Source organism: Glaciimonas sp. OK215 (genome assembly GCF_057787885.1).
The window spans coordinates 2,531,225-2,552,794 of record NZ_CM173544.1; the positions used below are offsets into that span (position 1 = coordinate 2,531,225).

The following is a 21,570-nucleotide window of genomic DNA, read 5'->3' on the forward strand; positions in this document are numbered from 1 at the left end:
TACCAAACTAGCCAGATGCTACTTAGCATAATCTTGCTAGCTGGAAATCATATTAGCAAGATAATGCTAACTAACCAATGAAAGATTCCTATGGAATACAAAGAGCTAATAGCTAAAGCGTTAAGAGGACAGTCCGTAAACGCAACCGCAAAAGAATGGGGACTACCGCAAAAAACACTGGAAAGTTACGTAAAAGAAAAGTGTTTACCTGATTACGACACCGCTTTAATGATGGCAAACGCAGCCGGAATCGGCATCGAAGAAGCATTCAAAATGCTGGCGAAGGAAGCAAAATTGCGAAAGAAAAACGCGAAACAGATCGCAAAATTGGAAAAAATTGCCAAGGATTTTAAAGACCTTGTATCACGCTACAACCCGCGCTGGGACTTGCTCTTAGCACGGTGATACAAGGTAAAGAGTTGGAATGGCATAGTACTAATTATGCGAAATTAGAATGCAGCAAAACCTAGAGTCAGAGCGTGGCTCAGCGGCCACGCCAAAATACCATCTGCCTGATGACTGTCCTGAGCAACGACGGACATATTCACGCCCCGCCGCTAATTGTTTTGATCAAGCTGTAAGCGGTTCCATTTCGAACGGTTCAATGTCGCCTGGGCGTCGCAGCATCTTGTTGACTTCATCGAGATGGAGTTCCTCCAGGACGATCATTTCCCGCGCAAATTCTTCAAGCAATATCGACTGGCCCTCGGCCATCTTCAACAGGTCGTAATATGCCGCAAGCGCCGTTTTTTCAAGCTCCAGGCTTTCACGCAGGATATCGCCGATATCGTGCTTTGCCGTCTCCAGCAAGGGGCCGATCTTTAGCGACGGATGACCGCCCAGCAGCGTCACCATTTCTCCGGCCTTGTGGGCGTGCCCGAGCCCTTCCAGCGCATTGTCCTTGAGCCACGACACGATCGGTATGCGGTTATATCCGTAGACCATCAATGAATAATGCGTGTAACGCACCACGCCAGCCAATTCGAGTTCCATGATGCGATTCAGCGCATCAATGGTCAGACGCTTCTCGGTATCGTTCATGTTTCCCTCCGTGTATGTTGAACTTGCTTTCTGGACGATCTCCAGAGCAAGAAGTCTGAATCAATATTGAAGCGGTGTCATGGCAGGCCTGCGCTTCATTTCGCGCCGAGCAGCTTGGCCGCTTTGGCGACGTTTTCCGGTTTTACCCATAGCAGCGCGCCGTAGCGTTCGTCTCCGCCTGTCACGGCATCCATCGCGGTCACTTTTATGCCGGCATCGGCGAGTTTCTGCAACCCATCGAGCAGTACCCCGGCGCGGTCTTCGCCCTGCAGCAGGAAGCCGGTCTTTTTAGGATTCATGGCCCAGCCGGCTTTCTTGGCGACTGCGGTGAATTTCTTTGTGTCCTCGGGAATGAAATCCAGCTGCGCCCGCTGGCCACGCGGAAAACCGGTAAACGCGAGCAGGTTCACGTCCCCATCGGCCAGCACCGAAAGCAGCTTCAATCCCTCGCCCGCCTTATTGGAAATCGTCATCGAGAAGTAATCCACCTTGCGTACGGAATCAGCCATTTTTTTCTCCTTGCTGCCATCGCAGTCATCAACAATTGATTGTTCAATTCAGGCTTAGCAAAGATTAAGATGAATAGCAAGGCCTTCTTTGAATCCATTGCAAGAGAGGCGCACGATGCAATCTGCCTGGCGAATTTTTGCGCTGTTGCTGGCGTTGTTGCTGGCCGGCACTGCCCTCACTTCTGCGGAGGTAAAACCCATGACCATGATGCTTAACTCTTCAGTGTTTTCACAAAACGGGGCGATCCCGAAGCGCTACACATGCGAAGGCGAGGACGTTTCTCCTGATCTGGCTTGGAGCGGACTGCCGGCGGCGACCCGCAGCCTAGTCTTGATCGTCGACGACCCGGATGCGCCCGACCCGGCTGCCCCACAAACTACCTGGGTGCACTGGGTGCTCTACAACATCCCGCCGCAAGCGGGTGGACTCAAGGCAGCCGTCTCTGCGGTGCAACTGCCGACCGGCACCAGGCAGGGCTTGAACGACTGGAACCGCACCGGCTATGGCGGGCCCTGCCCGCCGATCGGCCGCCATCGCTATTTCCATAAGCTGTACGCCCTCGACATCGACCTTCCAGACTTGGGAAAACCGACCAAGGCGATGCTGGAAAAGGCCATGGCGGGCCATGTCATTTCGAGTACCGCGCTGATCGGCACCTACCAGAAAGCGCACTAAGAACCTGCTTGCGATCTGTATGCAACGAAGCGCTAACTCACGGCACTAGCGGTTTCGCAAAGCTCAGCTCGTGGCCGTCGGGATCGCGGATGTGAAAGTAGCGCTCGCCCCAGGCTGCGTCGGCCGGGGGCGCTTCCGGGGACAGACCCTGAGCGACGGCGCGCGCGTAGAGCGCGTCCACGTCCGCGACATAAAAGATGATGCGCCCCCACCACGACCAGCTCTGCGATGGCGCTTGCGCGATCAGATTCAGATGACCGGGGCCGGCATGCAAACTGGTGAACGAGGCGTCTTCCATCGCGTAATGGATGGCAAATCCGAGCGCGCGATAAAAGCTGACTGCACCCGGCATGTCGTGGGTTGCGAGGGTGACGGCGTTGATCGACATGATGGCCTGCGCCGCTCCAATCTGCAATTCTGTGCCCGAGGGATCGGATTTCACGCGAGCTCTCCCACTTTCGTTACTGCAAGTATCGAATACTATCCAGCCGCGCCTTGAATCAAAGCTTGTAACCGATCTGCCGCAACAACGCCTTGCGCGATTGGATGTCGTCTTCGGCCTCGATATCTTTGGGCGGAAAGCCGTCCACCACTCCCAGGATTCCTCTGCCCTGCTCCGTCTCGGCAAGAATCACTTCGGTCGGGTTGGCCGTGGCGCAGAAAATGCGGCACACCTCCTGCACCATCTTGACGGTGTTCAACACATTCAGCGGGTAATACCCGTCTCCGAGGAACACGATGAAACAATGGCCGGCAGCAATGCTCATGGCATTCTTCCGGGCGAGTTCGATCAGCACCGGATCGGTGCCCGACCATCGCACCAGGCATTTGCCGGAGGCTTCGCAAAAGGCCAGCCCAAACCTGATGCCCGGCACGGTAGCCACCAACGCTTCGTGGATATCTTCAACGGACTTGATGAAATGTGTCTGGCCCAGAATGAAGTTGATCGCTTCCGGCTTGTCGATTTTCACGGTGATGAGTTGCATGGTGAACGCTTCCTTAAACTTATCCGACTGCTCTGAGTGAACTCCTAAAGCAGATCAAACGCAATGCTTAACCATTAATTTTTCTTGACTAACTCAAGCAAAAAATATCGTGAGTTGACCGCTGCTGCCGGCTCGTAGGCAACCAGGTTTTGCGTCGGAACCGCTGAAAGCGGCTGCTCTATAACCAGCGGTAATGGTAATCAAAATAAGTGATTTGCGGCTCACACAGAGTTGGATCATATTGGCGTCATAAATTATTAAAAACCGTTAGGAGACCGCCTTGAAAAAATTTCTTATTGGAATCGGCATTCCATACATTGCCATCATCGCCCTATTGCCGTTGGTTAACGCCATCGACATATTCATCTTCGGTGTCCCGTTTATTTACATGTGGATGTTCGTATGGTTCGTGTTGACATCGGTCTGCCTGCTTTCTTGCTGGCTGCTGTTCGATCGTCACATCATCGCTACCGACGCACAAGATATTTAAGGGGAACTTGCATGGCGACCATTGTTTTTTTGGGATTTATCATCTTTTCATTGTATTTGGCAATACGATCGAAAAAAGGACTTGGCGTACAAAGCGTGCATGACTTCTTTGTCGCGTCCAGGCAGTTTGGCGTATTTCTTGTCTTTTTCCTTGCAGCAGGTGAAATTTATAGCATCGGCACAATGGTAGGCTTTCCTGGCGGCATCTACGCCAAAGGTCCGACTTATGGCATATGGTTTCTTGGATACATCCTTTTAGCGTATCCAATCGGTTATTTCATTGGTCCGAAAATATGGCAAGCGGGCAAGAAATATAACGCAATCACAATGCCTGATTTATTTAAACATCATTTCAAAAGCCGCAGCCTGGAACTTGTGGTGACGATATCGGCGATGTTATTTCTTATTCCATGGGGACAGCTCCAGTTCACCGGATTGGTCGCGGCGTTAAAAGGTCTGGGCTGGAACTTTGACCCGTTCCATTTGATTTTAATCTCGGCAGCCCTGGCGTTCACGTACATCGCTATCTCCGGTGTGAGGGCATCGGCTTACATTGCCATTTTAAAAGATATATTGATGGTCGTCGCTATTGTGATCACCGGTACCGCAGTGTCCTGGAAATTTGGGGTATCGGAGGTTTTTCATGCCGCCAGCCTGCATGTCAGCAATGTCATGAATACCAAAGAATTGACTTTTTCGATGAGCACGATTTTCTTCCAGTCACTGGGCTTTTACATGCTCCCAATTTCGATACAGAACTTTTTCACGGCAAAAAGTGCGAACACCATTCGAAAAACGCAAATTGCCATGCCGCTTTACATGTTGATGTACCCATTCCTGGTCATCGCTTCGTACTATGCAATTAGCGAAAACTTTCACTTGGCATCACCGAATGAAGCCTTTTTCGCTGCCGCCGTAAATTTACTGCCTGGCTGGCTATTGGGCTTGGTAACGGCCGGCGCTGCGTTATCGGGTTTACTTGTTCTTGCAGGTATTTGCTTAGCCATCGGCCCGATCGTCACTCGCAATCTTTTGCCCCATATAACTGAGAGTAAGCAAAAAAATAGCGCAAAAATAGTCATTGTCATTTATTTGATGGCGTCGATAGTGTTGACACTGTTCACTCCCAAGCTGATGCTGACGCTCATTAACACTACTTACTACGGGATCACACAATTTTTCCCGGGAATGATGATTATTCTGTTTTTCAAAGAGGTCAAACCGGCTGCTATCGCATTGGGGATTGTCGTTGGGCAGGTACTCGCGGTTGTTTTTTATGTCCAGCATATAGATTTTGGCGGGTTTAATTTGGGACTGGTTTGCCTGGGAATTAATATTGCGGTGGTCGTCGTTGTGAATTATTTCTTGAAACTCGGGAAAAAAACTTACTCTGTCGCTGATGCTGAATTTGCCGAGAGAAAGTTATGAACGCGATCGTCAATGCAAGGAATGCCGTGAAAGTCTTTGTCGCAAAAAAAATCATCACAATGAATCCGGGTCAGCCAACGGCAACCCACGTAGCGATCAAGGACGGCAAGGTTCTCTCGGTAGGTAGCGGCGATGATGTGAAGCAATGGGGAGAAGCGGAAATCATCAGTACTTTCAAAGACAAAATATTGATGCCGGGATTGGTCGAAGGACATTGCCATCTGATGGAGGGGGCAATGTGGGAGGCTGTCTATGTCGGCTATTACGACCGACGCGGCCCGGACGGAAAATTGTGGGTGGGATTGAAAACGCTGGAGCAGGTTATCGACCGGCTCGCTGGAGCGGAAATTAATCTTGCGGATCCGACGGCAGCACTTTTAGGCTGGGGCTTCGATCCGATTTTTTTCGGAACAGAGCGCTTAACCACTAAAGAACTGGATATTGTTTCTTCCAGGCGCCCAATTGCTGTGCTGCACGCTAGCGTCCATTTGATGAACGTCAATACAGCCATGCTGTCCCTTGCGGGGATTGATGAAGATACCGACATTGACGGCATTCGGAAGGACGAACAAGGCAAACCTACCGGTGAGCTGCAGGAGTTCGCCGCAATGTTTCCCGTCTACAGGATCATTGGAGGAAAGCTATCCATCTCCTCCGGTGAGAACAAAGATGCCATATGGAATTTTGGCAAGGTGGCGCAACTTGCGGGCGTAACGACGGCAACTGATTTAGTCAATGACCTGTCTGCGGTGGGCAATGACAATCTCCGGGAGGTGACTGACGACCCACGCTTTCCTGTCAGGATAGTGCCGGCTTTTTCCCCTCAAAGGAACCCTGAAAATGGCTTGGAAAGACTATTATCATCAATCGCCAATAGCACTGAAAAGCTGAAATTCGGCCCCGTGAAAATCATCGTGGATGGTTCCATTCAGGGATTTACCGCCCGCCTGAAATGGCCGGGTTATTTCAACGGAAAGCCTAACGGACTGTGGCTTATTCCACCTAGTCAATTGGCGGATGTGTTAATGCCGTTTCACAAAAGTGGCATTCAGCTGCATATCCACACCAATGGCGATGAAGCTACGCAAGTTGTTTTGGACACGCTGGAAGACATCCTGGCTGAATATCCGCAGCCCGACCACCGTCATACGCTGCAACATTGCCAGATGGCGGACGCGGGCCAGTTGCGGCGAATCGCCGCGCTGGGACTATGTGTCAATTTCTTCTCCAACCATATCTACTATTGGGGGGATGCACATTACAGCCAGACCATGGGGCCGGATCGTGCCAATAGAATGAACCCCGCAGGGTCGGCACTACGCATGGGTATTCCTTTTTCTTTTCACTCCGATGCCCCGATTACGCAATTAAATCCATTGTTTACCGCCTGGTGTGCGGTCCAGAGAAAAACTTCATCCGGACGCGTGCTTGGTAACGGTGAGTGCATTCCGGTGGAGGATGCGCTACGTGCGATTACGCTTGGTGCTGCATACACTTTGAAAATGGACCATTTGGTTGGAAGCATCGAGGTCGGTAAATTCGCCGATTTCGCGGTGTTGGAAGAAGACCCCCTTCAGATTAATCCGGATAATTTAAAAGACCTGCCGGTATGGGGGACAGTGTTGGGTGGCCGCGTTTTTCAGTCGCCGGCAAGATGAATACTATAAACGACATCGAACGAAAACCAATTGATCTGGTCGTTATCGGCGGCTATTTGGGCGCAGGAAAAACCACTCTTCTCAATTATGTTTTATCGATTGAAAATGACAAAAAGGTGGCAGTACTTGTTAATGATTTTGGCGCTATCAATATTGATGCGATGCTCATTCGCTCCAGGACCGAGGACGTAATCAATTTGGAGAATGGCTGTATTTGCTGTTCAATAGGGGGAAATTTAGCGGACGCCCTGATAAAAATCAGTGCGAGAGATAACCGGCCGGACGTTCTCCTGATTGAGGCAAGCGGTGTTTCCGACCCGGTCAAGATCGCCCAAATCGGCATGCTGGATAAAGCTTTCAGGCTATCTGCCATTATTGTTCTGGCAGATGCGGAAAACATTGAAAGGACACTTCTTGATCCATACGTCGGCGATGTTGCTCGTCGCCAGATTGCAGGCGCAACCGCACTGGTCCTGACCAAGGTGGATTTAATTTCCGACAGCAAGAAAAAAACGACGAAAGAAAATATTCTGGCATTGGCGCAAACCAGGTTTTTATTCGAAGCCGCTAACGGAGAAATACCTTTGGAAATTGTTTTTGATCCGGTGGACATGCCTCGTCAACACTTTGGAATGTCAGGCATCCTTAAAAACAAAGGTATTGATGAACATTCCGACATAAGGTCATTTTCTTTTCAATCACGGTGTCGTTTTGACAGAAAAAAACTTAAGCACATCTTTGATGGTTCGGTTGTTGAGATATTGCGGGCTAAAGGCATTGTATGGCTGAGTAGCGAAGAATTGCCTTACGAACTGCACGTTGTGGGCTCCCGCATGATGCTTGTTCCATTTCGGGGCAAGACCACAGCAGAATCGTCCATCGTTTTTATTGGCCGCATAAGCCGCGAAGATGAAACGTCCATTATCAGCGTGCTTGAAGGTGCAACAATACAAACGCATCATCATGGTTGATCTGCAGACATGTGGCAAAAATTCACCGTAATGGAGCAATCTTGAAGCTACACCAACTCCGGGCCTTGGTCGCCATCGCTGAAAAAGGCAGTCTCCAGGATGCGGCGCATGCCTTGCACGTCACGCAACCTGCCGTCACAAAAGCCATCCAGGACCTTGAGCGCGACTTGGGAGTCACGCTCATCTTAAGGTCGCCTCAGGGAGCGCAGCTTTCTGTTTTTGGAAAAAGTCTGGTAAAACATGCGCGCGCAGTTGAGCAGGAAATCCGGCACGCGCATGAAGATATTGACAACCTGGCCGGGCTCAAAAAGGGCAGCGTCGTACTAGGCATTACCCCAGTCGTTGCCATGGGACCTATCTCTAAAGTGGTGATTGCCTTTCATCATCGATACCCGGATATCGATCTGCGTATTGCTGAAATGCGTCCGGCACAGATTCATGAGGGCTTACTGGACGGGACGCTGGACCTGGGGATCGTTTCTCGAATCGGCGTACCCGATACGTCTCAATATCATTGGGACACTCTTTATGATGTCGGTATTGTGATCGGCGTGCGGGCTGGGCATCCTTTAACGAACATCGATTCAATTCATGACCTGCAAGACTATACCTGGCTCGCCTGGGATCCGTTCGACATCCCCGGAGGCATGTTTACTGAAATTTATAAGCGACTGAACCTGGAATTGCCGAAGAAAATAATTCGCTGTTCTTCGACGGTGTTATACACGCAACTTGCGGCCGAAACCGACTGCGTATGCATGCTAACCACTCCTGCACTGGAATGGGCAGGGTTTAAAGATAGACTTAAACTGCTTTCGCTGAAAGAAAGCTTGCCGACCATGCAAATCGGCCTGGTCTACCGGAATGAGTCACTGGTTACCCAAATCGCGACTGAATTTCATGGATTTGTAAAAAATATTTGTAAAGAAAAGCAGTTGTAATTTCTGCTCAAATAAACGAAATCATTTCAATGAGCGGCAAGAAGCGAATCGCGTTCGGAGACGTGCTTTCGTATCATTTTATGTCAAGCGGCACATTGCGCTCCACGTACTCCACAAGTTTCTTCACGCTCGTCGCGATACCTTCATGGGCTGTATCGACAGTAAGTTGCGGATGCTCCGGTATCTCATATGGCGCACTGATACCGGTAAACTCCCGCAATTCGCCGGAACGCGCTTTCTTGTATAAGCCCTTTGGGTCTCGGGATTCACAGGTCGCTAGATCGGCAGAGATATGAATCTCGTGAAATGCCTCCCCGCAGGATTGCCGGGCACGTGCCCGATCGACACGATAGGGGGAAATGAAAGCCGTAATGCAGATCAGGCCGGCATCAGCAAACAGTGCGGCGACCTCGCCCACGCGCCGAATATTCTCGGTTCTATCCTCCGGGCTGAATCCGAGATTTGCATTCAGGCCATTACGTATATTATCGCCATCGAGCACGTAACAGGAATATCCCAGCCCCGCCAGCGCATGCTCGAGAGCCATCGATACCGATGATTTGCCGGACGCAGGCAATCCAGTCAACCACATGACCGCGCCACGGTGGCCATAATGCGCCATACGCTGCGATGCATTCAAGGCATGAGGTACGACAGTCAGATTTTTATCCATTGAAAACTCCACACAGTGTCCTTCGGCGGCTACGCAGCAGGATACATGATGCCTCAATTCGCACGGGCCGGAATGATACAGATTCGTCGTTCGAGCGCTAGTCATGCAATTCTCTTCAAGGAAAACGTGGGAACCATCCTCAAGATGAATGTGCCGCCTCGGCGCACTTCTTCTTCCGCACAGGATGCGGTAATATCTGCCGGACAATTTGCCGAAATCGTGACGTGCGGAAAGCATGTCGGGCAGCCATTCAATTTGAAAGCAAAGGCCATTTCTGATGATTCCAAACTTCGTCGGCGTAACGGGTTTGCCCAGGGCAGGCTCCACGCTGCTGTGTCAATTATTGGGTCAGCATCCGGAAATTCATTGCGAAGGACATAGTTCCCCTCTGTGTAATACCTTACTGGGGATCCGTCGCATGATCAGCGACGACACTTTTTTCCTGTCGCAGCTCGATAATCAATTCGAACAAAGTTATGCCCACTTGACGTCGGCGATGCAGGGTTTTCTGCGGGGCTGGCATCATGATTGCGACAAGAAGGCAGTGGTGGACAAGAACCGCGCATGGCTGCACGCGATAGAACTGCTGCTGCATATCGAGCCGAACGCCAAGCTGATTGTGTGCCTGCGCGAGCTAGGACAAATTTACGGATCGATAGAGTCGCAGCACCAGCGCACGATCTTGGTCGATTTCATCGATCACCTGGCCGATTTCGATCGCTTCGGGCGAGCGGACATGTTGTTCGCCAAAGACAAGGCCATCGGTGCTCCGCTAATATCCCTGCATGCAGTTCCCGATTTGCCGAAGCAGGTGCAGGAACGCCTGTATTTCATTCGTTTCGAAGACTTGATGGAGCGTCCGTCGGCCTGCATGACGCATATCTATTCCTGGCTGGGATTGTCCCCATTCGAAATCGATCCCGACCACCTGGCGACAGGCATCCAGGAAAGCGACAGCCATTACCGCATGAAATACAGCCACAAGCAGTCGCAGCAAATAAGCAAGCCGAAACGGCATGACATCCCGCCGCGCATACAGGCGCAAATCGAAACTGCCTATTCCTGGTTTTACCAGCTTTACTATCCGCGCAAAGTGTAAGACGCCGGGTTGCTTAAAACCACTTGCCGATCTCGGCCCAGGCGCGCACCGACTTATTGCTGCCGATCAGTTGCGGCGCCGACCCGAGCGGCGCCGCAACATAGAGCTTGGCGTGCCACTGATCGGTTCCGGCCCAATTCATGCCGACGCCGGCGCCGTTCAGCGTCGCGCCATTCTCGCCCGGCAGCCAGGGATTCTTGTTGACCGTCACGTGTTCGCTGTCGACGAAGGCAAGCACTTGCCAGCGTCCCCCCCCTAACTGACCGAGGTCGTGACGAAGTTCGACCGAACCGTATATACCCGTATCGCCGGACAGCACGCCGATGTCATAGGCGCGAACCGTATAGGGACCGCCTGCAACCATCTTCTCCGCTGGATCCAGGTTGCCGTTCGCCCATTGGCCGGATAGCGCGAGATATACCGAATTATTCTGGGTCAGATTTTGCATGTGTGCGAAATTCCCGTTCCATTTCGTGTACCAGCCATGTGTTTTGGCGGTTGCAGCATCGGCCAGTTCTGCCGCCCGGTCGTCGAATCCGACGCGCCCCCCGGTCAATCCGATATTCCAGGAGTCGATGCCGCCGGCGAGCACGGTGTTGCGCCAATCGCCGTTCAGACTCGCTGTCCAGTTATCCAGATGCCGATCGGTTTTGATATTGCTGGCGCCGATCCGGTCATTCAGTTGTTTACGATCGTACTGGATCTGGCCGTACAAATTGGCTCCGCGCGTACGTACGAACGGATGTTTGGCCCAAATGCTGGCTACTTGTGCGGTGCCATGAGCGTCAAGCGCGCTCAAGGTATCGCCGAGGATGTAATGCAGCGCCGAATAGGAAGCGCCCATCCGCGTGCCCAGGCCATTGAGCAGGGTTTCATAGGAAATGCTGCCGTAATTCATGTCTCTGCCGCTAGTGAGGCCCCCGATGCTCAGGACATCGCCATGCTGCAGCGGGTCGAAGATTTGCACGGCTGCGCCGAGGCGGGTTCGCCCGGTGTAGCGATTGCCGTTATTGTCCATTGTCACATTCGCCGCGACCCGCGCCGTTGCGTCGGCTTGCAGCTGCAGGTCGGAGGTTCCGGTTGCATCGCCCGGCTTCAGGATTGCGGTAACGGCGACGCCCGGAATATCGGAAACCAGCAGCAGCACGTTGTCAAGTTTCGCCTGGGTGACCGCCTGCCCGGCTTGCAACGGAGATAGCGTTTGCTGCAGCAACGCGTCGCTCACCCGGCTGCGATTTTCGAGCTTGATCTGGCCATAGCGGGCCTCGATCACCGCAACGCGCACCACGCCGCCGTGCATGGTCTGCGCCGGGATGATAGCGCGCGCCAGCGGGTAGCCGTGATTGTGGTAATAGTCGCTGATGCGGGAGACCACTTCGCCGAGTTGGGCGAGAGTGAGGTTCTTGCCTTCGGCATCCGCCACCAGCGCATGCAGGGTCGCCACATCGAATGCGGTATTGCCGGATAGTTGTATGCTGGTGACGCTGAAAGCCGCGCTCGGCGGCAACTGGGCGCCGCCTTCCCGTTCGATAGTCAAGCCGGTTCCCCCTGACGAAGGAACGGCCGGCTTGACCGGCTGGATTTGTTGCAGTATCGAACCGGCGCCGGGCGGGGTCACGGGGTCGGCGGCAAGTGCGGCGAAGGGTGGGTAGCTGAGCAGCATTGCTGCGATAATTGGCTTCATCGGGTGCATAAATCTACCGTTATTTTTCACTGAGGCTCGCTTATTCATCCGTATTCACAATATTGTCCGGCAGCCTGACCCCGCTGCCAATAATTTTCAATGCCACGCCACTCATGCCGTTATCGATCAGGTTGGCATTAATATTCCGCGTCTGAATATTGAACGGAACCAGGTCGAGCGATGCCAAGTTAATGCCGTCGCGGGAAGGCGCAAAAACCGCATCCAGCGCAGTGATCACATGCTGCACCGACAAAGGTGCTGCCCCCGGTTTCAAAATCAGCGCGGTGGCGTTTCCTGCCGCTTGCAGGAACACATAGTTCATCGCGCTCAATCCGCCGCCGTCAATCGCATACAGCCCCGGTTGGCTGGTCGGTTGAACGTTTGAAGTCCAGGTCAAAGCACCCGTCGTGGCATTGCCCAGCGTATCGTTCGCCACGAACCCACTCAGACTTCCCGTCAGACCGGACGGCGTTTGCCCGGCATTGCTGCTTGCGGGAGCGGCATTGTAGGTAAGCGTCGCGGGAGTAATATTTGCGGTCGTCGTGGCCAAGCTATTCACCGTATAGTTCCCGGCATCTGCGCCGCTTGCGGTGATACCCGATACCGAGACGGTCTTGCCGGCTCCGACATTCCTGTCCGCAAAGTTGGCAGAGGTATCGCTAAACGTCAGCGCATCGCCGACTAGCCCTCCGCTTAGCGTCACGACACTCGACGCATTGCCGTCGTACGTTTTGCTTGCACCGATTGCGACAACGGTGATGGCAAGCGGCGTGATATCGGCAGTGGTCAATACGCTGGAGTTACTGAGCAGGTAATTGCCGGCATCCGCACCGCTTGCGCTGATGCCTGAAACGGTAACCGTCTTGCCCGCCCCTGCATTTTTGTTGCCAAAGCTTGCCGAGGCATCAGTGAATGTCACCTGATCGCCGCCTACCAGGCCGCTGCCGGCCAATATCGCCGAAGCGGAAGTCGTTGCGTCATAGACCTTGTTGACACCGCTGGCAGTGACCGTGACCGACTGCCGGTTGACGGTATAGTCGCCCGTTGGGGCGGCAAACGTATAGTTGCCGGCATCTGCGCCGCTCAGCGCGCTGACCGATTCGATTCCGGTGTGGGTTCCTGCAGTCAAGTGCCCGCTGCTGCTGGTGAGACCGGCCGTGTTGACCGCGACCGTCGCCGTACCCAGCGCATCGCCCGACACGGCATTCGTGAAACTCGCCGCGCCCGGTGTCAATGCGGCTCCATAGATCGAACTGCCGGTGCCGATCGAACCGGTCAATGCCAGCTGGTTGACGGTATAGTCGCCGGTTGGCGCGGCAAATGTGTAATTGCCGGCATCCGCGCCGCTCAGCGCGCTGACCGATTCAATGCCGGTGTGGGTTCCGGCAATCAGGTGGCCGCTGCTGCTAGTGAGACCGGCCGTATTGACCGCGACCGTCGCCGTACCCAGCGCATCGCCCGACACGGCATTCGTGAAACTCGCCGCGCCCGGTGTCAATGCGGCGCCATAGATTGAACTGCCGATGCCGATCGAACCGGCCAACGCCAGCTGGCTGACGGTATAGTCGCCGGTTGGTCCGGCAAACGTGTAATTGCCTGCATCCGCCCCGCTCAGCGCGCTGACCGATTCAATGCCGGTGTGGGTTCCCGCAGTCAGGTGTCCGCTGCTGCTGGTGAGGCCGGTCGTGTTGACCGCGACCGTCGCCGTACCCAGCACATCGCCCGACACGGCATTCGTGAAGCTCGCTGCGCCCGGAACCAGGGACGAACCGTAGGTCGAGCTGCCCGTCCCTATCGTGCCGGTCAACGTCAGCGGACTCACCGTGTAGTTGCCAGTGGTGCCGGCAAAGGTGTAATTGCCCGCGTCCGCCCCGCCCAGGGCCGTGCCTACCGATTCGATGCCGTTATGCGTTCCAGCCGTCAAGTGTCCGCTGCTGCTGGTCAGGCCGGTCGTATTCACCGCGACTGCAGCAGGCGTGACAAGGTCGCCGGTCACGGCATTGGTGAAACTTGCTGCGCCTGGCGCCAGGACCGCACCGTAGACCGAACTGCCCGGCGCGACCGTGCCGGTCAAGGCCAGCTGGCTGACCGTATAGTCGCCGCTGACGCCGGCAAAGGTGTAGTTGCCCGCGTCCGCCCCGCCCAAGGCAGTGCCCACCGATTCGATGCCGGTGTGGGTTCCGGCAATCAGGTGTCCGCTGCTGCTGGTCAGGCCAGTCGTATTCACCGTGACTGCGCCAGGCGTGACAAGGTCACCTGTCACAGCGTTGGTGAAATTCGCCGCGCCGGGAACCAGGGCCGAGCCGTAAGCCGAACTGCCCGCCCCAACCGTAGCGTTCAAGGCCAGCGGACTGACAGTGTAGTTGCCCGTCGGGGCGGCAAACGTATAGTTGCCGGCATCTGCTCCGCTCAACGCGCTGACCGATTCGATTCCGGTGTGGGTTCCCGCAGTCAGGTGGCCGCTGCTGCTGGTCAGGCCGGTCGTATTGATCGCGACCGTCGCCGTGCCCAGCACGTCGCCCGACACGGCATTGGTGAAACTCGCCGCGCCCGGTGTCAATGCGGCGCCATAGATTGAACTGCCGGTGCCGATCGTACCGGTCAACGCCAGCTGGTTGACGGTATAGTCACCCGTAGCGCCGGCAAAGGTGTAGTTGCCCGCGTCCGCCCCGCCCAAGGCAGTGCCTACCGATTCGATTCCGGTGTGGGTTCCGGCAATCAGGTGGCCGCTGCTGCTGGTCAGGCCGGTCGTATTCACCGCGACTGCAGCAGGCGTGACAAGGTCGCCTGTCACGCCGTTTGTGAAACTCACCGCGCCCGGCGCCAGGGTAGAACCGTAGGTCGAGCTGCCTGCCGCAAGCGTTCCGGTCAACGCCAGTTGGTTGACCGTATAGTTGCCTGTGATCCCGGTAAATGTGTAGTTGCCGGCATCGGTGCCGCTCAGCGCGCTGACCGATTCAATCCCGTTATGCGTGCCGGCAATCAAGTGCCCGCTGGTGCTGGTCAGGCCGGCGGTATTCACCGCGACCGTGGCCGTGCCCAGCACATCGCCTGTAATTGCGCCGCTCAGGCTTGCGGCTCCCGGCGCCAAAGTCGATCCGTAGGTCGAGCTGCCGGCTCCGATCGCGCCGGTCAACGCCAACGGAGTGACAGTGTAGTCGCCCGTTGGGGCGGCAAACGTATAGTTGCCGGCATCCGCTCCGCTCAGCGCGCTGAGCGATTCGATTCCGGTGTGGGTTCCTGCAGTCAAGTGCCCGCTGCTGCTGGTGAGACCGGCCGTGTTGACCGCGACCGTCGCCGTACCCAGCGCATCGCCCGACACGGCATTCGTGAAACTCGCCGCGCCCGGTGTCAATGCGACTCCATAGATCGAACTGCCGGTGCCGATCGAACCGGTCAATGCCAGCTGGTTGACGGTATAGTCGCCGGTTGGGGCGGCAAATGTGTAATTGCCGGCATCGGCGCCGCTCAGCGCGCTGACCGATTCAATGCCGGTGTGGGTTCCGGCAATCAGGTGTCCGCTGCTGCTGGTGAGACCGGCCGTGTTGACCGCGACCGTCGCCGTACCCAGCGCATCGCCCGACACGGCATTCGTGAAACTCGCCGCGCCCGGTGTCAATGCGGCGCCATAGATCGAACTGCCGGCGCCGATCGAACCGGCCAACGCCAGCTGGTTGACCGTATAGTCGCCGGTTGGAGCGGCAAATGTGTAATTGCCGGCATCCGCCCCGCTCAGCGCGCTGACCGATTCAATGCCGGTGTGGGTTCCGGCGATCAGGTGTCCGCTGCTGCTGGTGAGGCCGGCCGTGTTGACCGCGACCGTCGCCGTACCCAGCGCATCGCCCGACACGGCATTCGTGAAACTCGCCGCGCCCGGTGTCAGCACCGCACCGTAGGTCGAGCTGCCCGTCCCTATCGTACCGGTCAACGCCAGCGGACTCACTGTGTAGTTGCCAGTGGCGCCGACAAAGGTGTAATTGCCCGCGTCCGCCCCGCCCAGGGTAGTACCTACCGATTCGATGCCGTTATGCGTTCCAGCCGTCAAGTGTCCGCTGCTGCTGGTCAGACCGGCCGTATTCACCGTGACGGCGCCAGGCGTGACAAGGTCGCCGGTCACGGCATTGGTGAAACTTGCTGCGCCTGGCGCCAGGACCGCACCGTAGACCGAACTGCCCGGCGCGACCGTGCCGGTCAAGGCCAGCTGGCTGACCGTATAGTCGCCGCTGACGCCGGCAAAGGTGTAGTTGCCCGCGTCCGCCCCGCCCAAGGCAGTGCCCACCGATTCGATGCCGGTGTGGGTTCCGGCAATCAGGTGGCCGCTGCTGCTGGTCAGGCCAGTCGTATTCACAGTGACTGCGCCAGGCGTGACAAGGTCACCTGTCACAGCGTTGGTGAAATTCGCCGCGCCGGGAACCAGGGCCGAGCCGTAAGCCGAACTGCCCGCCCCAACCGTAGCGTTCAAGGCCAGCGGACTGACAGTGTAGTTGCCCGTCGGGGCGGCAAACGTATAGTTGCCGGCATCTGCTCCGCTCAACGCGCTGACCGATTCGATTCCGGTGTGGGTTCCCGCAGTCAGGTGGCCGCTGCTGCTGGTCAGGCCGGTCGTGTTGATCGCGACCGTCGCCGTGCCCAGCACGTCGCCCGACACGGCATTGGTGAAACTCGCCGCGCCCGGTGTCAATGCGGCGCCATAGATTGAACTGCCGGTGCCGATCGTACCGGTCAACGCCAGCTGGTTGACGGTATAGTCACCCGTAGCGCCGGCAAAGGTGTAGTTGCCCGCGTCCGCCCCGCCCAAGGCAGTGCCTACCGATTCGATTCCGGTGTGGGTTCCGGCAATCAGGTGTCCGCTGCTGCTGGTCAGGCCGGTCGTATTCACCGCGACTGCAGCAGGCGTGACAAGGTCGCCTGTCACGCCGTTTGTGAAACTCACCGCGCCCGGCGCCAGGGTAGAACCGTAGGTCGAGCTGCCTGCCGCAAGCGTTCCGGTCAACGCCAGCTGGTTGACCGTATAGTTGCCTGTGATCCCGGTAAATGTGTAGTTGCCGGCATCGGTGCCGCTCAGCGCGCTGACCGATTCAATCCCGTTATGCGTGCCGGCAATCAAGTGCCCGCTGGTGCTGGTCAGGCCGGCGGTATTCACCGCGACCGTGGCCGTGCCCAGCACATCGCCTGTAATTGCGCCGCTCAGGCTTGCGGCTCCCGGCGCCAAAGTCGATCCGTAGGTCGAGCTGCCGGCTCCGATCGCGCCGGTCAACGCCAACGGAGTGACAGTGTAGTCGCCCGTTGGGGCGGCAAACGTATAGTTGCCGGCATCCGCTCCGCTCAGCGCGCTGAGCGATTCGATTCCGGTGTGGGTTCCGGCAATCAGGTGTCCGCTGCTGCTGGTGAGACCGGCCGTGTTGACCGCGACCGTCGCCGTACCCAGCACGTCGCCCGACACGGCATTCGTGAAACTCGCCGCGCCCGGTGTCAATGCGGCGCCATAGATTGAACTGCCGATGCCGATCGAACCGGCCAACGCCAGCTGGCTGACGGTATAGTCGCCGGTTGGTCCGGCAAACGTGTAATTGCCTGCATCCGCCCCGCTCAGCGCGCTGACCGATTCAATGCCGGTGTGGGTTCCCGCAGTCAGGTGTCCGCTGCTGCTGGTGAGGCCGGTCGTGTTGACCGCGACCGTCGCCGTACCCAGCGCATCGCCCGACACGGCATTCGTGAAGCTCGCTGCGCCCGGAACCAGGGACGAACCGTAGGTCGAGCTGCCCGTCCCTATCGTGCCGGTCAACGTCAGCGGACTCACCGTGTAGTCGCCAGTGGCGCCGGCAAAGGTGTAGTTGCCCTTGACCGCATCTGCCCCGCTCAACGTGCCGCTCACCGACTCGATGCCGGTGTGCGTGCCAGCCCTCAGGTTGCCGCTGCCGCTGGTAAGGCCCGCCGTATTGACTGTGACCGGCGCGGCCGTAACGACATGACCGGCAATCATATTGGTGAAAGTCACCGTACCCGGCACCAGGGCTGAACCATAGGCAGAGCTTCCGGCGCCGATCGTACCGATGAGCGCCAACGGATTGATCGTCAATGCGCCATTGACGAACGTAATGATGTAACCCTGCTGGCCCGTGGAGGAAACGCCCGATGCCGTAATCGTGTAAGTGCCGACGTCGACCGCGGCTTGCGACGTTCCGCCATAACTTATGCTGCCCAGCAGGCCGACCGGTGTCCCGGTATATCGGTAGCCGTTGAGGCCGGTGTAAGTGACGCCGTTGTTGCTGGCATACGCCGCACCATTGAAAATGCTGGTGGCGTTGTTGGCGCTGACGGTCAGCGCCGTCATGCCGCTGGCCAATAGCGGATAGCCGCCGCTGTACATTACCCAGGTGCCGGCGAAATTCCACGCAGGATTCAGATTCCCGTTGGCGGCGGTGCTGGATGTGAAATTGGCCTGAGTCTGCATATTTGCAGTGGTCATGCCAGTACCTGCTGCGGAAGTAGCCTGGCCGGAGCTTGTTTTATCCCAGAAGCTGCCGGTGACCGTGCCTGTGAAGCTGCTGAGAGAATTACTCCCGATCAAGCCGCCCACCGAGGTCGAGCCGCTTCCAGCGCTGACGCTCCCCGTCGAGAAGCTATTGGTGACTGTTCCACCGCCATAAGTGCCGGCGTTGTGGCCTACCAACCCACCGACAAAGGTCGCACCGGTAGCACCGGTTACACTGCCCGTTGCATAGCTGTTGTCAATCGCTGGCGAGCCACCGTAGCTCGCACCGCCGTAATTGTGACCAACCAGGCCACCTACAGCGCTCTTGCCGGAAACACTGCCCGTCGCATAACTTTTGCTTATCGAGCTTGATCCGGAATAACCATAGTTGGATCCGACCAATCCGCCTACGTAAGACGCGCCGCTCACAGAGCCGACAGCATAGCTATTGGTAATTACGCTGGTCATGCCGCTCCCACCGTAGCTGTACCCGACCAGGCCGCCGACATTGTTGCTCGTTCCGGTTACATTTCCGCTTGCGTAACTATTACTGACCGTACCGCCCTGCATGCCACCGAGCAAACCACCGACGCTAGTTGACGATGCTCCGCCATTGACGGTTCCGCCTGCGTGGCTTCTGGTGATGGAGCCGGTTCCACCGGTTTCTCCCACCAATCCACCGATGAAATTTGCATTGGCGCTTGCACTCACAGTGGCGGTCGAAAAACTATTGCTGACCTTGCCGAGATCCTGCCCTACCAGCGCACCGATGTAACTTGACCCGGTAACTGCCACGCTGCCACCCAGCAGGCCCACATTGCGAACCACGCCGGTCGAACTCAAGGCGCCAATCATGCCGACGCCGCCAACCGAACCGAGATTGATCGTCATGCCGCTCACGGTATGGCCCAAGCCGTCGAAGACGCCGGAAAATACGCTAGGTCCGTTGCCGCCTATCGGCGTGAAGCCCGCACCGCTGTTCCAGGCCGAAGTGGCGGCAGCGTTGATATCGCTGCCCAGCGCGTAGTAGCCCGCGAGGTTGCCTCTTGCCCCCTGCAAAGAGCCGTCACCGCTGCTGGTTTGCGTACCCAGACTGTTGATTACCGTATAAACATGATTGTTCATCGTCAGCACGCCGCTGCCGCTGAAATTGACGCGCCCGTTAAACCCGCTGCTGCCCAAGGCAACATTGACATTGCCGCTGCCAGGCTCCAGATCAAGGCTGGCCGTCCCGCTTGCCGTCATCGCGGCATTGATGTTCACATCGTTGCTGGCGTTCAGGGTCAGCTTGTGCCCGCTCCAATTTACCGTATCGTCGACGTTGACATTGCCGCTGGTGCCGCCGGCGCCGCTAGCCGAAGAAATCGTCACATTGCCCAGACCCAATGCAGTGCCAAGCGCCGCGCCGGTTTGGTCGCCGCCGCTAGCCGCGATCGTGAAATCGGTCGGATCGATGAGCCAGGTGCCGGCCAGGCCCAGCGCTGCAGCCGTGGTGATCCTGGCATCGTTGGCCACCTTGACGTTGGCCGCGCTGGTCTCAATGAAGCCGCCGTTGCCGCCGCTCGGCGCACTGGCGTCGAGCGTGCCGCCAACGTTGACGGTTCCCGCCGCCATGCCGCCCAACAAGGTAATCGTGCCGCCCTGGTTGTCCACGGTGCGCGCTTCAATCACGCCGGTGTTATTGACGACGCTAGCCAGCAACGCATCTTTTGCGCCGGCAGTCATGATCACCCGGCCACCGTCAGCCCGGATCAGTCCGCCGTTTTCGGCCAGGCTGTTCAACACGCTTTGGTCGACCTGGAGTTGCAGCAGGCTGTTGCCGCTGAATGTGAGGGTGACAGCGTTGCCGGCGCCGAGCGCCACCGCGCCCTGTTGCGCGCTGATCGTTCCCTGGTTGCTGACATGGTTGCCAAGCAACGCGACGTAACCGCCGCTAGCCGCCGTAATCGATCCCTGGTTGACCACGCTGCCTGTGCCGCCGCCGCTGAAAGCGCGGGCGTTGCCGTTCAGGCTGGCATCATGGAAATCCAGCGTGGAGGCAACCAGCCCGCCGACGTTGACTTGTGCGCCCGCGCCGAACAGGATGCCGTTCGGGTTGATCAGGTACACCTGGCCGTTGGCATTCAAATGCCCGAGGATCTGCGTGCCGTTGGTATCGAATATGCGATTGACGGCAATCGCACTCGCCGACGGCTGCACGAAATTCACGGTTTCTTGTGGGGCGATGTTGAAGCTGGCCCAATTCAACGAGAGATTCTGGCTGGCCTGGCTGATCGTGGTGGTCGAACCGGATTGCTTAATGCTTCCCGCTCCGGAAACAAGCTGTCCGCCGGTCGGCCCTGCCTGTGCGGCAATAGCAGTAAGCGACAATGTCGCCGCCACCAACTTGCGGCGCCCTCCCTTGCCACGTCCACGCGTCGTTTCCGCTACTGCGATCCAGCCGTTGGCCACTTTGCTCCAGACCAGACGGTAGATGTGGTTCATAGACCCGTGGCGTTTCATGAAATAAATTCCTAATTGAACTTACATTTCCCGACCAAACGAAGTGTGCGGCCTGCCATTGCCGTCTTCATCCGTCCATTTCACATATCCCGCTTTTCCTGCTCTTCGCATGAATAAACAGTGCGGCATCACTTACCGCCGGGAATTCGTCATGCAGAATCTGTGCTTAACCTGCCCGATTCGCTGGAAAACAGCGATATGGCCTGGCTGATTTTCACAATGTAAAAAATCATGCAACAACAACGGTTTCAAAAGGATGGGACCGGCGCAAAGCACGCCAAAATGAAAGGAGGCTCTCTTTCAAATAAAAATGTTTCTTTCGTGAAATATTACACGAAGTAACGATCAAGCAAGCCCTCAATACCAAGTATTTTTTGCAACAACACAATGTTTAACATTCAAAAACAAACATGCATAAATGTTGCATTCTGCAAATGA

The 21,570-nt window shown here is 56.4% G+C and carries 16 protein-coding genes; 9 read left to right on the forward strand and 7 right to left on the reverse strand.

Going from position 1 to position 21,570, the window contains the following annotated elements:
- Positions 1–90 precede the first annotated feature (90 nt).
- Positions 91–405, forward strand: coding sequence for a hypothetical protein (locus AC3CHX_RS11445; protein ID WP_488644129.1), 315 nt, complete (start codon positions 91–93; stop codon positions 403–405).
- 165 nt (positions 406–570) lie between these two features.
- Here AC3CHX_RS11445 and AC3CHX_RS11450 read toward each other — a convergent pair whose 3' ends face one another.
- Together AC3CHX_RS11450 and AC3CHX_RS11455 are read right to left on the reverse strand one after the other, a co-directional pair.
- Entirely contained in the window at positions 571–1,041 is a 471-nt protein-coding gene (locus tag AC3CHX_RS11450; protein WP_488644130.1) for a ferritin-like domain-containing protein, read from the reverse strand.
- Positions 1,042–1,136: 95 nt separating this feature from the next.
- The gene (locus AC3CHX_RS11455) at positions 1,137–1,550 is read right to left on the reverse strand and encodes a hypothetical protein (protein WP_488644131.1); all 414 of its coding nucleotides are present in this window, start codon (positions 1,548–1,550) and stop codon (positions 1,137–1,139) included.
- A 199-nt stretch (positions 1,551–1,749) separates the two neighbouring features.
- On the opposite strand from AC3CHX_RS11455, the gene AC3CHX_RS11460 reads away from it, so the two are divergent.
- On the forward strand, positions 1,750–2,226 hold the full coding sequence (locus AC3CHX_RS11460) for a YbhB/YbcL family Raf kinase inhibitor-like protein (RefSeq protein WP_488644798.1): 477 nt from the start codon (positions 1,750–1,752) through the stop codon (positions 2,224–2,226).
- A 37-nt stretch (positions 2,227–2,263) separates the two neighbouring features.
- Here the strand turns inward: AC3CHX_RS11460 and AC3CHX_RS11465 are convergent, their stop codons facing one another.
- Together AC3CHX_RS11465 and AC3CHX_RS11470 are read right to left on the reverse strand one after the other, a co-directional pair.
- Positions 2,264–2,614, reverse strand: a complete 351-nt coding sequence (locus AC3CHX_RS11465) for a VOC family protein (RefSeq protein ID WP_488644799.1) — start codon at positions 2,612–2,614, stop codon at positions 2,264–2,266.
- A gap of 112 nt (positions 2,615–2,726) precedes the next feature.
- On the reverse strand, positions 2,727–3,212 hold the full coding sequence (locus AC3CHX_RS11470; RefSeq protein WP_488644132.1) for an adenosine-specific kinase: 486 nt from the start codon (positions 3,210–3,212) through the stop codon (positions 2,727–2,729).
- A gap of 280 nt (positions 3,213–3,492) precedes the next feature.
- Here AC3CHX_RS11470 and AC3CHX_RS11475 point away from each other — a divergent pair, with 280 nt between their 5' ends.
- From AC3CHX_RS11475 to AC3CHX_RS11495, 5 genes are read left to right on the forward strand one after another with little or no spacing between them, the layout of a single operon-like run.
- Positions 3,493–3,702 (forward strand): DUF3311 domain-containing protein, encoded by a 210-nt coding sequence (locus AC3CHX_RS11475; protein ID WP_488644133.1) that lies wholly within the window; start codon positions 3,493–3,495, stop codon positions 3,700–3,702.
- Positions 3,703–3,713: 11 nt separating this feature from the next.
- The gene (locus AC3CHX_RS11480; protein ID WP_488644134.1) at positions 3,714–5,129 is read left to right on the forward strand and encodes a sodium:solute symporter family protein; all 1,416 of its coding nucleotides are present in this window, start codon (positions 3,714–3,716) and stop codon (positions 5,127–5,129) included.
- Positions 5,126–6,787 carry an amidohydrolase gene (locus AC3CHX_RS11485; RefSeq protein ID WP_488644135.1) on the forward strand — a complete coding sequence of 554 codons (1,662 nt, stop codon included), beginning with the start codon at positions 5,126–5,128 and terminating at the stop codon, positions 6,785–6,787. Before AC3CHX_RS11480 ends, AC3CHX_RS11485 begins: the two co-directional genes overlap by 4 nt.
- Positions 6,784–7,758, forward strand: a complete 975-nt coding sequence (locus tag AC3CHX_RS11490; protein ID WP_488644136.1) for a CobW family GTP-binding protein — start codon at positions 6,784–6,786, stop codon at positions 7,756–7,758. The genes AC3CHX_RS11485 and AC3CHX_RS11490 overlap by 4 nt, the downstream gene beginning before the upstream one ends.
- 41 nt (positions 7,759–7,799) lie before the next feature.
- Positions 7,800–8,699, forward strand: a complete 900-nt coding sequence (locus AC3CHX_RS11495; protein WP_488644137.1) for a LysR family transcriptional regulator — start codon at positions 7,800–7,802, stop codon at positions 8,697–8,699.
- 73 nt (positions 8,700–8,772) lie between these two features.
- Here the strand turns inward: AC3CHX_RS11495 and cysC are convergent, their stop codons facing one another.
- Complete coding sequence (gene cysC / locus AC3CHX_RS11500) at positions 8,773–9,372, reverse strand: adenylyl-sulfate kinase (RefSeq protein WP_488644138.1); 600 nt, start codon at positions 9,370–9,372, stop codon at positions 8,773–8,775.
- A 45-nt stretch (positions 9,373–9,417) separates the two neighbouring features.
- Here cysC and AC3CHX_RS11505 point away from each other — a divergent pair, with 45 nt between their 5' ends.
- Together AC3CHX_RS11505 and AC3CHX_RS11510 are read left to right on the forward strand one after the other, a co-directional pair.
- The gene (locus tag AC3CHX_RS11505) at positions 9,418–9,753 is read left to right on the forward strand and encodes a hypothetical protein (protein WP_488644978.1); all 336 of its coding nucleotides are present in this window, start codon (positions 9,418–9,420) and stop codon (positions 9,751–9,753) included.
- The gene (locus tag AC3CHX_RS11510; RefSeq protein ID WP_488644139.1) at positions 9,650–10,471 is read left to right on the forward strand and encodes a sulfotransferase family protein; all 822 of its coding nucleotides are present in this window, start codon (positions 9,650–9,652) and stop codon (positions 10,469–10,471) included. The genes AC3CHX_RS11505 and AC3CHX_RS11510 overlap by 104 nt, the downstream gene beginning before the upstream one ends.
- 13 nt (positions 10,472–10,484) lie before the next feature.
- On the opposite strand, the gene AC3CHX_RS11515 is transcribed toward AC3CHX_RS11510, so the two are convergent.
- Both AC3CHX_RS11515 and AC3CHX_RS11520 read right to left on the reverse strand, forming a co-directional pair.
- Positions 10,485–12,155 carry a ShlB/FhaC/HecB family hemolysin secretion/activation protein gene (locus AC3CHX_RS11515; RefSeq protein ID WP_488644140.1) on the reverse strand — a complete coding sequence of 557 codons (1,671 nt, stop codon included), beginning with the start codon at positions 12,153–12,155 and terminating at the stop codon, positions 10,485–10,487.
- A gap of 40 nt (positions 12,156–12,195) precedes the next feature.
- A complete protein-coding gene (locus AC3CHX_RS11520; RefSeq protein ID WP_488644141.1) occupies positions 12,196–21,132 on the reverse strand; it encodes a YDG domain-containing protein in 8,937 nt (2,978 codons plus the stop codon).
- Positions 21,133–21,570 lie beyond the last annotated feature (438 nt).

Coding starts and splice junctions, on each gene's coding strand:
- AC3CHX_RS11445 (WP_488644129.1), top strand. CDS start 91: ATGGAATACAAAGAGCTAATAGCTAAAGCGTTAAGAGGACAGTCCGTA.
- AC3CHX_RS11450 (WP_488644130.1), bottom strand. CDS start 1,041: ATGAACGATACCGAGAAGCGTCTGACCATTGATGCGCTGAATCGCATC.
- AC3CHX_RS11455 (WP_488644131.1), bottom strand. CDS start 1,550: ATGGCTGATTCCGTACGCAAGGTGGATTACTTCTCGATGACGATTTCC.
- AC3CHX_RS11460 (WP_488644798.1), top strand. CDS start 1,750: ATGACCATGATGCTTAACTCTTCAGTGTTTTCACAAAACGGGGCGATC.
- AC3CHX_RS11465 (WP_488644799.1), bottom strand. CDS start 2,614: ATGTCGATCAACGCCGTCACCCTCGCAACCCACGACATGCCGGGTGCA.
- AC3CHX_RS11470 (WP_488644132.1), bottom strand. CDS start 3,212: ATGCAACTCATCACCGTGAAAATCGACAAGCCGGAAGCGATCAACTTC.
- AC3CHX_RS11480 (WP_488644134.1), top strand. CDS start 3,714: ATGGCGACCATTGTTTTTTTGGGATTTATCATCTTTTCATTGTATTTG.
- AC3CHX_RS11485 (WP_488644135.1), top strand. CDS start 5,126: ATGAACGCGATCGTCAATGCAAGGAATGCCGTGAAAGTCTTTGTCGCA.
- AC3CHX_RS11490 (WP_488644136.1), top strand. CDS start 6,784: ATGAATACTATAAACGACATCGAACGAAAACCAATTGATCTGGTCGTT.
- cysC (WP_488644138.1), bottom strand. CDS start 9,372: ATGGATAAAAATCTGACTGTCGTACCTCATGCCTTGAATGCATCGCAG.
- AC3CHX_RS11505 (WP_488644978.1), top strand. CDS start 9,418: ATGATGCCTCAATTCGCACGGGCCGGAATGATACAGATTCGTCGTTCG.
- AC3CHX_RS11510 (WP_488644139.1), top strand. CDS start 9,650: ATGATTCCAAACTTCGTCGGCGTAACGGGTTTGCCCAGGGCAGGCTCC.
- AC3CHX_RS11515 (WP_488644140.1), bottom strand. CDS start 12,155: ATGAAGCCAATTATCGCAGCAATGCTGCTCAGCTACCCACCCTTCGCC.
- AC3CHX_RS11520 (WP_488644141.1), bottom strand. CDS start 21,132: ATGAAACGCCACGGGTCTATGAACCACATCTACCGTCTGGTCTGGAGC.